Source organism: Marivirga aurantiaca (genome assembly GCF_016679925.1).
Taxonomy (GTDB): Bacteria; Bacteroidota; Bacteroidia; order Cytophagales; family Cyclobacteriaceae; genus Marivirga; species Marivirga aurantiaca.
This window is the reverse complement of the sequence record NZ_JAEQBW010000011.1, coordinates 21,131-35,410: the sequence shown is the minus strand read 5'-3', so window position 1 is coordinate 35,410 and position 14,280 is coordinate 21,131. Positions and strand designations below refer to the sequence as shown.

Sequence of the window (14,280 nt, the reverse complement as noted above, 5' to 3'; positions counted from 1 at the left end):
TTAGATGTTTTAAGAACAATATTTTATATCTTAACGTTTTAATTGTCACAGCTGAAAAACAAGTGAAAAATCTACTCTTAGCCATCGTTATTATATTGAGTGTGAGCACCACAGCCCATGCCACTCATATTCGTGCAGGAGAGATTACAGCAAAAAGGTTGGGTTGCAATGGCTTTACCTATGAGTTCACCCTTACAGCTTATCGTGATACAGGTTCAGAAATTCTCTTTGGAAATGGCATTTTTGATTTTGGTGATGGGGAAACGGTATCTCTCAATCCGGAAGGATTTTTCAAGAAGGAATTAATTGATGATGAAATAGAAATGGTGCAATTCAAACTGCAACATACCTATTCGGGTAATGGTAGTTTTACAGTTTCTTATAATGAGGATTATAGAAATGCCAATATCGTAAATATGAACAATTCTGTCACAGTGCCATTTTTTGTAGAAACCACTATTCGTTTAGATCCTTTTTTTGGTTGTAATGATTCTCCTGTATTTTTAATTCCGCCAATTGACAAAGGAGCTGTAGGAGTTTTGTTTTTTCATAATCCGGGAGCCTTTGATATTAATGGCGATAGCATTTCTTTTAAAATGACTATTCCTCAAAGCAGATCTGGTGTGAATGTTCCTAATTATCGGTTTCCTGATGTAGCGGGAGGAGGGCAGAATAGTCAACAAACCGGACCGGCTACTTATACATTAGATGAAATATTAGGGGATGTAATATGGGATGCACCCGGCATGCAAGGGGAGTTTAACATAGCCTTTATAGCGGAAGAATGGCGTAAAATATCAGGAGAATGGAGATTCCTGGGAAGTGTTACCCGCGATATGCAAATTATTATAGGAGAAACAGATAATGACCCACCGGAGCTTGAAATTCCTTTAGATACTTGTATCGAAGCAGGAGCACTTCTTGAGGCCCAGATTATTGCTACTGATCCAAATGAGGAATCTTTAGTGAAAATAGAGGCTTTTGGTGGACCATTCACTTTAAGCCCTGCGGCAACTTTAAGCCCTGACCCCGCAGTATTTAGTGAAAGTCCAACCACTTCTGATTTTAGCTGGCAAACGACTTGCGATCATATCAGGGAAGATCCTTATCTCATAAGGTTTAAAGCTACTGACAATGGCCCGGGAATACGTCTCACCAGTTTCGAAACCTGGAGTGTAACCGTGGTACCTCCATCACCAAAGAATGTTGTTGCTGAAAGTAAGCCTCAGCGATCAATTGAAATTTCATGGGATGCTTATGATTGTGGGCTTGCTGAAGTCATACAAGTATATAGGAGAGTAGATAGCTTTGATTTTGATCCTGAAAACTGTGAAATCGGAATCCCTGAGAACGGAGGGTACGAGCTTGTAGGAGCTGTGCCTGTTGCTCAAAATTCATTTCTTGATGATAATGCGGGTAGAGGATTGGATTTTGGTGCCCAATATTGTTATCGTTTGGTGGCGATTTTTGAATTGCCAACAGGGGGGGTAAGCTATGCTTCAGAAGAAGTTTGTCAGAAAATAGCAGCAACAGGACCTATTATAACCAATGTAAGTATAGAATCTACCAGTTTGAATAACGGGGAAATTACAGTGAGCTGGTTAGATCCTTTTGAAATTGATACCGCTATTTATCCACCCCCCTATAAATATCAATTATTGAGAGGTGCAAACGGGATTTTTAATCCTATTGCTGTGGTTGAAAACGATACTACTTACACAGATACCGGATTGAATACCGAAGAAGAAACTTACAATTATAGATTGGAATTATATCCTATTAATGCTGAAGTTAATGAAGATAATTTGATTGAGATTTCTGCAAATGCTTCTACTGTAAGCTTAGGCTCAGTTTCATTGTTTGAAGCTATACAATTAAAATGGGATGCTAATGTGCCATGGTCCAATACCAATCAGGCAGCCCCTTATCATTATATTTACAGGAACAAAGTAAATACAGATTCAACCGAGTTGGTATTAATAGATTCAGTTGATGTGACTCAATATGGGTACCAATACATTGATAGCGGGGCCTTTAACAATAAAAAGCTCTCCAATAATAAAGAATACTGCTACTTTGTAACCACTTCAGGCAGTTACGGAAATGATGATATATTTGAACCTTTGTTGAATAATTCTCAGATACTCTGTAGCATGCCGGATGACAATATTGATCCTTGTCCGCCATTTGAAGTGTCTTTTAAACTGAATTCTGAGGATGATTGCCTGGCGTTTTTGGCAGACAAAGAATGCGAGTTCAATCAATTTGAAAACACTCTTTTATGGGAAGCTAATTTAGTGGATAGCTGTGATGCCAGTATTAGCTATTATGAAATATACTATACCAATACTTTAGAAGGGGAATTTGAATTGATCGGTACAACTACTGAAACAAGCTTTACTCATGAGAACCTGCCTGAATTTGCCGGGTGTTATAGGATACGAGCAGTAGATCAGTCGGAAAACAGAAGCCCTTTCTCAGAAATATTCTGCAAGGAAAATTGTCCTAATATTGCTTTTCCCAACGTATTCACTCCGAATGATGATGAAAGAAATGACATATTTACTCCATTTTATCAGGGAGCATCTTATGAAAATTCAATCCCATTCGATAAGTGTCCGAGATTTTTGGAGAAAATAGAGTTTAAAGTTTACAACAGATATGGTAAACAGGTTTACAGCTATACCAGCGGAGGAGAAAATAGCCTGTATATCAATTGGGATGGTACCAATTTCAATGGAGAGGAATTGCCCTCTGCCACTTATTTCTATGAAGCCCTGGTCACATTTAAAATGTTGAGGCCTTCGAACAAACAGAAATTTTATAAAGGTTGGGTACAAATAATCAGATAGTTCAGTGTCCGATAAAAGTATTATATTTTTTGATGGAGTTTGTAATTTATGTAATGGGGCGGTTAACTTTGTCATAGACAGGGATCCTAATGCATATTTTAAATTGGCTCCCTTACAATCAGAAATAGCCAAACAGTATTTGGGAGAAGAAAAGGCGGAACAATTAGATAGTATTGTTCTCTTTGAAAATGGCAAGCTTTACCAAAAAAGTAGTGCAGCCTTGCGCATATCCCGGAAATTGGCAGGAGGCTGGCCATTGGTTTATACCTTCATCATTATCCCACCATTTATCAGGGATTTTTTCTATGATATTATTGCCAGGAATCGATATAAATGGTTTGGCAAGGAAGATAGCTGTAGGCTGGCCACACCTGATATTAAGGAAAGGTTTTTGGAATAAATCTTATCCCCCTTTGGTTTAAGGGTATTCTAAAAATTTATAACTTGCCGCTTAATTTATTTCTAAATGGATTATAGAAATCAATATTAATATGAAACTGACCTTGAAAGTCAGATTCGAATTAACACCAACGAAGGTGAATTTTTAATCAAAGATTTCTTGTGACAATTAAAAAACAATAATATACAAATGAAAAAAGCATACATTTTTCCGGGACAAGGAGCCCAATTTTCGGGAATGGGGAAAGAATTATATGACACTAAGCCCGAAGCGAATCAACTTTTTGATCAGGCAAATAAGATTTTAGGTTTTGAGATAACCAAAATCATGTTTGAAGGTACAGATGAGCAACTGAAAGAAACAAAGGTTACTCAACCTGCTGTGTTTCTTCATTCAGTTATTAATGCTATTGTAAATCCTGATTTTAAACCCGATATGGTAGCAGGCCATTCTTTAGGCGAGTTCTCGGCCTTAGTAGCGAATGGAACCCTTTCCTTTGAAGATGGTTTAAAGCTGGTTTATAAACGAGCCCTGGCTATGCAGAAAGCCTGTGAAATCAACCCTTCTACTATGGCAGCCATTATAGGTCTGGAGGATGAAAAAGTAGAGCAAATTTGCGCTTCCATTACAGAGGAAATTGTAGTTCCTGCTAACTATAACTGCCCAGGACAATTGGTGATTTCCGGTTCGAACAAAGGAATTGAAATAGCCTGTGAGAAAATGAAAGAAGCAGGAGCAAAGCGTGCCCTGCCCTTGTCTGTAGGAGGGGCTTTCCACTCACCGCTAATGGAGCCTGCAAGGGAGGAATTGGCAAAAGCCATTGAACAAACAACTTTTTCAACTCCAAAATGCCCCATTTACCAGAATTTTAATGCGGAATCCTCCGTGGATATATCCAATATTAAAGCTAACCTCATTGCACAGTTAACAGCTCCTGTAAGGTGGAGCCAGTCTGTACAACAAATGGTAGCTGATGGGGCTGAAATTTTCATTGAAAGTGGTCCGGGTAAAGTCCTACAAGGTCTGGTGAAAAAGATTAACAGGGAATCCGAAGTAGATCAATTGACGTAATTTAGAGCGAGAGTTAATTCCCTGAGATCGATTGCAAATAAGTTTTGTAATCGATCTCATGTTATTCAAGAAAACATGATAACACCTAAAATCCCGCATAATGAAAAAGAACGTTTAGCAGAATTATATAGCTATAGCATACTGGATACTGAATCTGAAAAAGATTTCGATGATGTAGTAGAGTTAGCTTCTATCATTTGTGAAGCACCCATTTCACTTGTTACTTTGATTGATTCTTCCCGGCAATGGTTTAAAGCTAAAAAAGGGGTTAATTTGGACTCTACCGCTAGAGAAATTTCTTTCTGTGGGCATACCATCAATCAAAATGAGCTATTTGTAGTGGAAGATGCCAGTAAGGACGAGAGATTTCATGATAATCCATTTGTAACAGCGGAATTCCGTATCCATTTTTATGCAGGAATTTCTCTGGTTTCAGAAAAGGGATATAATATTGGTACATTATGCGTTCTTGATTCAGTGCCAAGGAAATTGGACGAATATCAAAGGAAAGCATTGGAAATTCTTGGCAACCAAATTTCAAAGTTGATAGAGCTGAGGGATAAAAAGAAGCAATTGGAAAGTAAAATAAGAACCATTGCTGTGCAGAATGAGAAATTGGAATCTTTGAATAAAATGAATACGGAAATGACAAGTATTATTTCACATGATATGAGAGGGCCTATTTCCAGTGTGTTATCCTATTTTGATTCTAATTCTTTTAAGAAATCTGCCCAAGAGGAAATGTTTCAATTATTCCCGGTGATTAAACAGAGCATTCAGGGAATTCATAACCTTATTGAGAATTTGTTAGAATGGTCGCAAAGTGTTGGTGAATTTCATGTAAAACCTTTTTCTGTGCATGATTGTGTCGAGGAAGTGATTATGCTTTTACAATCGCAGGCTACAAAAAAGAATGTCACTTTGAGCGCTTCTATCGATAAAGAGTGCAAGGTGATGGCAGATCCCTCTATGCTAAGGTTTATCTTGAGAAATTTGGTAGGAAATGCTATTAAATTTACTGAAAATGGCGAAATAACCATTTCGGCAATTAAGAAGGATAATGAAGTGTTATTTATTGCTGTAAAAGATAATGGTATTGGTATGCCGGATACCCTCAGGAACCGCATTATTAAGGGAGATAAGAAAATCAGTACTACCGGAACAAGAAAAGAAAAAGGTTCTGGCTTAGGTCTGAAATTAATTAATGAATTTTTAGAAAAACATAACTCCTCCTTGAAAATAGAGAGTGAAGAAAATTCAGGCAGTACCTTTTCCTTCACTCTCCCATTGGCTTAGCTCCAGGTTTAACTTAGTAACCTAGTAATTTGAGCATACTTTCACTGCCCTGTTCATCAGAAAATAGTTCTGAAGAAACTTTTCCTTTTTTATCCTTTCTAATCAGCACATGTTTTGGCGCTGGAATTAAACAATGTTGGATGCCTCCATAGCCACCAAGCGATTCCTGATAGGCGCCTGTATGAAAAAAACCTATATATTGAGGTGTTGTCGGCTCCACTTTGGGAAGGAAAACCTCAAAAGAATGAGCTTCGGAATTGTAGTAATCCATAGAGTCGCAGGTGAGACCTCCTACATTTACTTTATGAAAAGGTTCTTCCCAGTTGTTAACAGCCATCAAAATGAATTTTTGGTTCATTCCCCACACATCCGGCAGGTGCGTTATAAATGATCCATCAATCATATACCACAATTCTTTATCATTTTGCAGCTTCTGATCCATTATTGAATAAATAGTAGCACCGCTTTCTCCCACGGTATAACTTCCAAATTCCGTAAAAATGTTTGGTACGTCCACATTGTTCTTCTGACAGATCCACTGAATATTTTCAACTATCTGATCTACCATGTATTGGTAGTCATATTCGAAGCCCAATGAAGTTTTAATCGGAAAACCACCCCCAATATCCACTGCATCCAATTCAGGGCATAATTTCTTCAGTTCACAGTATTTGTACATAAACCGGCTGAGTTCACTCCAGTAGTAGGCAGTGTCCTTAATACCGGTGTTGATAAAAAAATGCAACATTTTAAGTGTGGCTTTTTTACTAGGCTCTATTTTTTCCTTGTATAAATCAACTGCATCATTGTAGCGAACCCCTAGACGACTGGTGTAGAACTCAAAATTCGGCTCTTCATCAGAAGCTATACGGATGCCCACTTTATAAGGCTTTGTTGCACCTTCTTCATAAGCTTCCAACTCATTAAGATTATCAAGAATAGGAATCACATTCTCAAAACCATCGTTGATCAGTTCATTAATATATTTTTTATATAAAGGTCTTTTGAAACCATTACAAATCACATAATGTTGTTTTGTTAATAATCCTTTTTCTTCCAGCTTCCTTACAATCGGAATATCGAAGGATGAAGAAGTTTCCATGTGCACACCTGCCTTTAGCGCTTCTTCCATTACAAAAGAAAAATGAGAAGATTTCGTGCAATAGCAGTAAGTATAACTTCCTTTATAATTATGTTTTTTGAAAGCATTGGCGAAATATCCTCTTGCTTTATTGATATTTTGACTTATTTTAGGCAAATAAGTCAGTTTCAATGGTGTGCCATATTGTTTAATAATATCCATTAATGGGACATCATTGAAATGTAGTTCGTTATTTTCAACTTTAAATTCAGGCTGAGGGAATTCAAAGGTTTGCTCAATCAAGTCAATATAATTCTTCATTCAATTAAGATTTGCTTTTTTAGGCTAATGTGCAATATTGAGATAAATTTACAATCTTTGCAAAGCTAAAATATTAGCAATTAAAAATAGAATAAAGTTCATACTAAATAATTCATACTTTTTATGATAGATGTTTATGTAGGTGATGAAACATCACCTTTGAGGGCAGTAATTTTGGGGACAGCAGTAGGTGTGGGGGATGTGCCCAAGATGGAAGATGCGTATGATCCGAAATCCAAAGAACATATTGCTGCTGGCACTTATCCTAAAGAGGAGGCTATGAAGGCTGAAATGGAGGCTTTTGCTAAAATTCTTGAGAAATACAATGTGAAGGTTTACAGACCTGAAATTATTGAAGATTATAACCAAATTTTTTCCCGTGATATCGGTTTTGTAATTGGAAATAAATTTGTAAAACCACGTATTTTAAAAGACAGAAAAGAAGAAATTCAAGGCATTCAATATGTAATAGATCAAATAGCCGAAGAGAATATACTCAATGTGCCTGTTGATGTTAGAATTGAAGGTGGGGACGTAATGCCCTGGAAAGATCATATTTTCGTGGGCTACTCTGAGAAAGAGGATTTTGATAAATATATAGTGGCAAGAACCAATAGGGAAGGATTGGAATTTTTGAGAAGGGAATTTCCTGACAAAAAAGTAAAGGGCTTTCAACTCAATAAATCCGATGATATTGCCAAAGATAATGCCTTACATTTAGATTGTTGTTTCCAGCCAATAGGGGAAAACCAGGCGATTATCTATAAAGAAGGGTTTAAAAGATTGGAAGATTATGAATACCTTAAAAACTATTTCGGGGAAGAAAATCTGATACATATTACCCGTGATGAAATGTATAATATGTTTTCGAATGTATTTTCCATCAGCCCCAAAGTGGTTGTAGTAGAGGAAAAGTTTGAAAGACTGACAAAAATATTAGAAGAAAAAGGATTTACTGTGGAACGTGTTCCGTATGCCGAGATATCCAAAATGGAAGGTCTGTTGAGATGTTCTACCCTGCCTTTGATTAGGGATAAAAATTAATTTTAAGACTTGAATAAAATGGAAAAACAAAGTACTGATACCTTAATGATGATTCGGCCTATTAACTTCAGGTTCAATGAACAAACGGCTATTAATAACTATTACCAAAGAGTAATTGATGGGATAAAACCTGAGGAAGTAAAATATAAGGCTGTACAGGAATTTGACAGGTTTGTAGAAAAATTAAGGGCTAAAAAAATTAGAGTAATTGTTATTGATGATTCTGAAGACACTGATACACCTGATTCTATATTTCCTAATAATTGGATCTCTTTTCATCAGGATGGAAGAGTGGGTTTGTACCCAATGTTTGCAGAAAACAGAAGGATAGAGAGAAGAAAAGATATCCTACGTAAACTTCAACAAAACTACGGACTCAAAATCTCCGAAATTGTTGATTTCACTACCTATGAAGCAGAAAACAAGTTTCTGGAAGGTACAGGAAGTATGATTTTAGATAGGCCGAATGGTATTGTTTATGCAGCTATTTCTGTAAGGACGGATGAAAAAGTGCTACAGGAATTTTGCGAAAAGTTTGATTATAAGGCAGTGAAATTCGTAGCCAAACAAACAGTGGATAATCAACGCCTGCCGATTTATCATACTAATGTAATGATGTGTGTGGCAGATAATTTTGCTATACTTTGTGCTGACGCCATTGATGATGAAGCTGAAAGAAAAGCTGTGATACAAAGTCTGGAGAATACGGGGAAAGAAGTAATAGAAATTTCTGAGAACCAAGAACATCACTTTGCCGGCAATATGTTACAAGTGAAATCTATTGATGGTAAATCATATTTGGTCATGTCCGGGGCGGCTCATCAATCTCTGAAGGATAAACAATTGAAAAGTATTGAGAAACATTGTGAAATTATTAGTAGCTCTCTAGACACAATCGAAGCCTTGGGCGGGGGAAGTGCAAGGTGCATGATGGCGGAAGTTTTTCTACCTAAATCATCCTGATTTTTTCATTTACATAAGTGCTTATTGCACGAGAATAAGAGGGGATTTGTTGAATTTCAACAACCCCAGGGATTTTCGTGAAAAAAAATATCAGATTTTATATAAAACAAATTAAACGTTTGATCAAGTTCTTCTTCCTTAGAAAAGGAATGAAGGATGAGCCTGTCCCGTAAAACATAGGGTACCTATAGGTTTTAACAAACAACTTTGAAAAAATAACATAATACCATGCTTAATATAGAAAAGGAACTCAAAAAGTTCAGCCTGTCTGCGTTTGAAAAATTGTTCGGTCAACAAATAACAGAAGATCTGCTCAATTTTCAACCAACCAGGAAAGAATTTGAAGGAAGTCATACGCTGGTTTGCTTTCCTTTGGGACGCTTCTCGAAATTGAACCCCGAACAAACGGCAGAGAAGCTTGGCCAATATTTGAAGGACACTACTTCCATAGTTGCCGATTTTAACGTGGTAAAAGGATTTTTAAATTTAAGTATTTCAGATGCTATTTGGCTTCAATTGGCAGCTGAAATTCATGCTAAACCTGATTTTGGAAAACATGCATCCACGGGCAGGGAAGTGATGGTGGAATATTCCTCTCCCAATACCAATAAACCCTTGCACCTGGGGCATTTACGTAATAATTTTCTAGGTTATTCTGTAGCGCAAATATTGAAAGCTGCGGGAAATAAAGTATATAAGGTACAGATCATTAACGACCGTGGAATCCACATCTGCAAATCAATGGTGGCCTGGGATAAATTTGGAGAAGGAGAAACACCAGAATCGTCCGACATGAAAGGTGATAAGCTGGTAGGTAAATACTATGTTATTTTTGATCAGAAATACAAAGAGCAAATAGCCCAGCTCGTAGAAGAGGGGAAATCGAAAGAGGAAGCAGAAAAAGAAGCTCCTATTATGCTGGAGGCACAGGAAATGCTGCTTAAATGGGAACAAAACGATCCTGAAGTAACAGCACTTTGGAGAAAGATGAATGCCTGGGTATATAAAGGTTTTGAAGATACCTACAATACCATGGGAGTGGATTTTGATAAGCTTTACTACGAATCAGAAACTTATACTTTAGGCAAAGAAGAAGTATTAAAAGGATTGGATCAGGGCATTTTATTCAAAAAAGAAGATGGCTCCGTCTGGATTGACCTGAAAGAGGAAGGATTGGATGAAAAGCTTTTACTAAGAAAAGATGGTACTTCAGTGTACATGACACAAGATATAGGTACTGCTATTCTGCGCTACAGGGATTTTCCTGGTATTTCACAGCAAATATATACTGTGGGCAATGAACAGGAATATCATTTTAAAGTGCTGTTTGTGATACTTGAAAAGTTGGGCTATGCATGGGCTAAAAGCTGCTATCACCTGGCTTATGGAATGGTTGATTTACCTTCTGGCAAAATGAAATCCCGGGAAGGCACAGTAGTGGATGCTGATGATCTGATGCAGGACATGTTTGATACCGCCAAGCAAAGAACTGATGAATTAGGTAAAATTGCTGGTTTCTCAGAAGAAGATGCGAATAAGTTATACAAAGATTTGGGCTTGGGAGCTCTAAAATATTATTTGCTTCGAGTGGAACCGGTTAAAAGAATGCTGTTTAACCCCGAAGAATCGATTGATTTCCAGGGGAATACTGGTCCTTTTATTCAGTATGTACATGCGCGGATATGCGCCCTGTTGAGAAAGGCAAAGCAAATAAGTGTAAATCCTGAAGTTTCTTCCAAGCTAAAAGGCCTGGAACCTTCGGAGCGCTATGTGATGAGTCTGCTGCAGGATTTCCCTCAAAAAGTAGAGGAAGCAGCTCAGGCTTATGCACCATCGGTGATTGCTAATTATGTGTATGAACTGGCTAAAGCGTATAATAGATTTTATGCGGAAGTTTCTATATTTAATGAGGCAGACACTACTTCTTTGGCATTTAGAATTGCATTTTCTGAAATTGTGGCCAGAGTAATTAAATCCTCTATGGAATTATTGGGGATTGAAGTACCGGAGAAGATGTAACCTCCTGGCAGTTAAATTAAACAGTTGAGTAAGTAATGCGTTTTTAAACCTTAATAACGGAGTAAAAGAATGAGAATAACCTTAGTATTGATTCAAGCTTTTGTATTGATCATTCATACATCATTTTCACAATCTAAATCAACAAAAATGAGCATATACGATTTTCAAATACAATCCCTTTCAGGTGAGATGATTGATTTTTCTGATTACAAAGGGAAGAAAATTTTAATTGTAAATACGGCCTCTGAATGTGGATACACACCTCAGTATGCTGACTTACAATTGGTACATGAGAATTTTGGGGATCAATTACAAGTGTTAGGTTTTCCTGCCAATAATTTTGGAGGACAGGAGCCGGGAACTGATGAGCAAATAGCTTCATTTTGTGAAAAAAATTACGGAGTGGATTTCCCCCTTTTTTCTAAAATGGATGTGGTAGGGGAGCAGCAGCATCCTCTGTATGTTTGGTTAAAAGAGAAAACGGGAAAAGAGCCTAACTGGAATTTTTGCAAATATTTAATTTCTGATGATGGAAAAGAAGTAAGTTTCTATCCATCATCAGTCAATCCGGGTGAAATAGCTGAGAAATTATAAGGATTGATGCTAAAACATTGGATAGAAGCTTTTAGGCTCAGGACTTTGCCCCTGGCATTGGCATGTATAGGAATGGGTAGTTTTCTGGCGGCCTTTTTTACTACTTTTAATTGGATTGTTTGTGTGCTGAGTTTAATTACCACACTGTTTTTACAGATACTTTCCAATCTTGCCAATGATTATGGGGATACCATTCATGGAGCAGATAGTACAGAAAGAGAGGGGCCTTCAAGAGCTGTACAAAAAGGAGCTATTTCACCAAAATCCATGATGAGGGCTATTATTATTTGTTCTATATTGTCCTTCATTAGTGGCTTACTTTTACTACATTTTGCAGTGGGAATAGGTTCTGTTACTTTTTATGTTTTTTTAGGGATCGGTTTACTGGCCATATTTGCTGCCATTGCTTACACTAATGGGAAAAGGCCTTATGGTTATATGGGTCTAGGGGACATCTTTGTTTTTCTTTTTTTTGGATTGGTAGGAGTGGTAGGCACTTACTATTTACATGCGGAATCAGTTGAACCCACTATTTTTCTTCCGGCAATGGCCTGTGGTTTTTTAGCTGCCGGAGTACTTAATGTGAACAATATCAGGGATATCAAATCTGATGAGCTGGCTGGAAAAAGAAGTATTCCGGTTAGAATAGGTCAAAAAAATGCTAAAATTTACCACTATTTATTGATTGGATTTGCATGGATTTCTGTGATTTCATTTATTGTAATTCATTACCAATCCCAATGGAATCTGTTAGTCTTTCTGTCATTTCCATTATTTATTTATCATGCTATTTTATTGTGGAAAAGCAATAGAGGAAAAGAAATTGATCCTTTATTGAAGCAGCTAGCCTTATCCACGCTTTTTTTTGTGTTAACTTTCGGATTTGGAATTGTACTTTTCTAAATGTAATTTACTTGCCTCAAAATCATTTACATTAAAAAAACGTATACTTAAAAATAAACCTAATCGAAACACATAATCATGAAAAGAATACTCGTACCTACTGATTTTTCAGAACAAGCAGCATCCGCTTTACAACTTGCAGCAGAAATAGCTAAAAAAGGTAAAGTTGAATTAGTTTTACTTCATGTGGTAGAAATACCAGGGCAGCAACCATCTTTTAATGTAACAGGTGAGGCCTCATCAGCATATGGTGATGGAATGGAAGGGGTTTTCGTGATGAAAATGTTAGAGAGAGGAAAAGAGAAATTGAGAGAAACAGCGAATAGTGCTTTTCTGGAGGGTGTTAGCTTAAGAACTGAGCTAAAAGCCGGAAATGCTTATTACAACATTTCAACTATTGTAAATGAACTGGAGCCTGATTTAATTGTGATGGGAACCAGTGGTAGCTCGGGTATGGAAGAAATATTGATTGGTTCTAATGCCGAAAAAGTTGTGAGGAATGCTTCCTGTCCTGTACTTACATTAAAGGAGAAAATCAGCTTATCGGATATCAACAATGTTTTATTTGCCAGTTCATTGAAAAATGATGATATGGGAATTATAGCTAGTTTAAAGAAAATTTTGGAGCTTTCTGATGCCAAGATTCACTTATTAAAAGTGAATACTCCCAACAATTTTGAGTCTACTTCTTCAATGCACAAGAAAATGGATGAGTATATGCGAAAAAATGGTTTAGAAGCACAAAGACATGTTTATAATGCCAGTAATGAGGAAGAAGGCATCCTTGAGTTTACCAAGGAAAACAATATTGATCTGATAGCTATGGGAACCCATGGACGAAAAGGATTGATGCATTTGCTAAGCGGAAGCATTGCAGAGGATGTTGTGAATCACAGCAAAAGACCTGTGTTAACTTTTAAAATTGAGGACTGATAAAGAATTGCTTTGAAAAACTAAAAAGCCCAAAATCAAGAAATGATTTTGGGCTTTTTTTATCTCAATGGGTAATTCCTTTTCGAGAAATTATTGAGTTATTCTTTTACCATATTTTGACCCTGGCACTGTCAGCTCGGTACATGCCATCGCCTTCTTTTACATCAAAAGCCTGATAGAAAGTCTCAAGATTATGTAAAGGACCATTTGCTCTGTACATACCAGGAGAATGTGGATCTGTAAGTACCTGAGTTCTTAATGCTTCATCTTTGTATTTAATACGCCAGATTGTTGCCCATGACATAAAAAATCTTTGTTCTGGAGTTAAACCATCAATTAAACCCGGATTTCCATTTTCAGCCAGATGTTTTTGCAAACCATCATAAGCAGCATTAATTCCGCCTAAATCACCAATATTTTCACCTAAAGTAAATTGCCCGTTTACATGTACACTGTCCAATGGTTCGAAAGCATCATATTGAGCAACTAACATTCCGGTTCTACTTTGGAAATTTTCCAGATCTGTGTCTGTCCACCAGTTTTTCATATTGCCTTCAGCATCAAATCGACTTCCCTGGTCATCAAAACAATGAGAGATTTCATGACCAATTACTGCACCTACACCACCGTAATTTACTGCAGCATCTGCTTTATAATTATAGAAGGGAGGTTGCAGAATGGCTGCAGGAAATACTATTTCATTAAATAGTGGGTTGAAATAAGCATTTACTGTTTGCGGGCTCATTCCCCATTCTTTTTTATTAACCGGCTTGCCTAGTTTAGCTACTTCATACTCAAATTCG

General features: G+C 37.0%; 12 protein-coding genes. 10 read left to right on the top strand and 2 right to left on the bottom strand.

Annotated features, from left to right (window positions below):
- Window positions 1–62 precede the first annotated feature (62 nt).
- From JKA74_RS20980 to JKA74_RS17250, 4 genes are all read left to right on the top strand, one after another.
- On the top strand, window positions 63–2,852 hold the full coding sequence (locus JKA74_RS20980; protein WP_201432481.1) for a T9SS type B sorting domain-containing protein: 2,790 nt from the start codon (window positions 63–65) through the stop codon (window positions 2,850–2,852).
- A 4-nt stretch (window positions 2,853–2,856) separates the two neighbouring features.
- Window positions 2,857–3,252, top strand: a complete 396-nt coding sequence (locus JKA74_RS17260) for a thiol-disulfide oxidoreductase DCC family protein (RefSeq protein WP_201432480.1) — start codon at window positions 2,857–2,859, stop codon at window positions 3,250–3,252.
- Between the two features lie 189 nt (window positions 3,253–3,441).
- Window positions 3,442–4,323 (top strand): ACP S-malonyltransferase, encoded by an 882-nt coding sequence (fabD, locus tag JKA74_RS17255; RefSeq protein WP_201432479.1) that lies wholly within the window; start codon window positions 3,442–3,444, stop codon window positions 4,321–4,323.
- A gap of 75 nt (window positions 4,324–4,398) precedes the next feature.
- On the top strand, window positions 4,399–5,619 hold the full coding sequence (locus tag JKA74_RS17250; RefSeq protein WP_201432478.1) for a GAF domain-containing sensor histidine kinase: 1,221 nt from the start codon (window positions 4,399–4,401) through the stop codon (window positions 5,617–5,619).
- 13 nt (window positions 5,620–5,632) lie between these two features.
- Here the strand turns inward: JKA74_RS17250 and JKA74_RS17245 are convergent, their stop codons facing one another.
- A complete protein-coding gene (locus tag JKA74_RS17245; protein WP_201432477.1) occupies window positions 5,633–7,021 on the bottom strand; it encodes a type III PLP-dependent enzyme domain-containing protein in 1,389 nt (462 codons plus the stop codon).
- Between the two features lie 123 nt (window positions 7,022–7,144).
- Between JKA74_RS17245 and JKA74_RS17240 the strand changes: the two genes are divergently transcribed.
- The 6 genes from JKA74_RS17240 (at window position 7,145) to JKA74_RS17215 (ending at window position 13,477) form a co-directional block, all read left to right on the top strand.
- On the top strand, window positions 7,145–8,065 hold the full coding sequence (locus tag JKA74_RS17240) for a dimethylarginine dimethylaminohydrolase family protein (protein ID WP_201432476.1): 921 nt from the start codon (window positions 7,145–7,147) through the stop codon (window positions 8,063–8,065).
- 18 nt (window positions 8,066–8,083) lie between these two features.
- Window positions 8,084–9,028, top strand: a complete 945-nt coding sequence (ctlX, locus tag JKA74_RS17235; protein ID WP_201432475.1) for a citrulline utilization hydrolase CtlX — start codon at window positions 8,084–8,086, stop codon at window positions 9,026–9,028.
- Between the two features lie 228 nt (window positions 9,029–9,256).
- Window positions 9,257–11,047 carry an arginine--tRNA ligase gene (argS, locus tag JKA74_RS17230; protein ID WP_201432474.1) on the top strand — a complete coding sequence of 597 codons (1,791 nt, stop codon included), beginning with the start codon at window positions 9,257–9,259 and terminating at the stop codon, window positions 11,045–11,047.
- A 147-nt stretch (window positions 11,048–11,194) separates the two neighbouring features.
- The gene (locus JKA74_RS17225) at window positions 11,195–11,641 is read left to right on the top strand and encodes a glutathione peroxidase (RefSeq protein WP_236587879.1); all 447 of its coding nucleotides are present in this window, start codon (window positions 11,195–11,197) and stop codon (window positions 11,639–11,641) included.
- Window positions 11,642–11,647: 6 nt separating this feature from the next.
- The gene (locus tag JKA74_RS17220) at window positions 11,648–12,544 is read left to right on the top strand and encodes a 1,4-dihydroxy-2-naphthoate polyprenyltransferase (RefSeq protein ID WP_201432472.1); all 897 of its coding nucleotides are present in this window, start codon (window positions 11,648–11,650) and stop codon (window positions 12,542–12,544) included.
- A 78-nt stretch (window positions 12,545–12,622) separates the two neighbouring features.
- Window positions 12,623–13,477 (top strand): universal stress protein, encoded by an 855-nt coding sequence (locus JKA74_RS17215; protein WP_201432471.1) that lies wholly within the window; start codon window positions 12,623–12,625, stop codon window positions 13,475–13,477.
- Between the two features lie 106 nt (window positions 13,478–13,583).
- Here JKA74_RS17215 and JKA74_RS20805 read toward each other — a convergent pair whose 3' ends face one another.
- Window positions 13,584–14,222 (bottom strand): M13-type metalloendopeptidase, encoded by a 639-nt coding sequence (locus JKA74_RS20805; RefSeq protein ID WP_236587904.1) that lies wholly within the window; start codon window positions 14,220–14,222, stop codon window positions 13,584–13,586.
- Window positions 14,223–14,280: the final 58 nt, after the last annotated feature.

What these genes read in the sequence shown, in the direction of transcription:
- JKA74_RS17215 (WP_201432471.1), top strand. Translation starts at nt 12,623, where the DNA reads ATGAAAAGAATACTCGTACCTACTGATTTTTCAGAACAAGCAGCATCC.
- JKA74_RS17240 (WP_201432476.1), top strand. Translation starts at nt 7,145, where the DNA reads ATGATAGATGTTTATGTAGGTGATGAAACATCACCTTTGAGGGCAGTA.
- JKA74_RS17220 (WP_201432472.1), top strand. Translation starts at nt 11,648, where the DNA reads ATGCTAAAACATTGGATAGAAGCTTTTAGGCTCAGGACTTTGCCCCTG.
- ctlX (WP_201432475.1), top strand. Translation starts at nt 8,084, where the DNA reads ATGGAAAAACAAAGTACTGATACCTTAATGATGATTCGGCCTATTAAC.
- JKA74_RS17225 (WP_236587879.1), top strand. Translation starts at nt 11,195, where the DNA reads ATGAGCATATACGATTTTCAAATACAATCCCTTTCAGGTGAGATGATT.
- fabD (WP_201432479.1), top strand. Translation starts at nt 3,442, where the DNA reads ATGAAAAAAGCATACATTTTTCCGGGACAAGGAGCCCAATTTTCGGGA.
- JKA74_RS20805 (WP_236587904.1), bottom strand. Translation starts at nt 14,222, where the DNA reads ATGAGCCCGCAAACAGTAAATGCTTATTTCAACCCACTATTTAATGAA.
- JKA74_RS17245 (WP_201432477.1), bottom strand. Translation starts at nt 7,021, where the DNA reads ATGAAGAATTATATTGACTTGATTGAGCAAACCTTTGAATTCCCTCAG.
- argS (WP_201432474.1), top strand. Translation starts at nt 9,257, where the DNA reads ATGCTTAATATAGAAAAGGAACTCAAAAAGTTCAGCCTGTCTGCGTTT.
- JKA74_RS17250 (WP_201432478.1), top strand. Translation starts at nt 4,399, where the DNA reads ATGATAACACCTAAAATCCCGCATAATGAAAAAGAACGTTTAGCAGAA.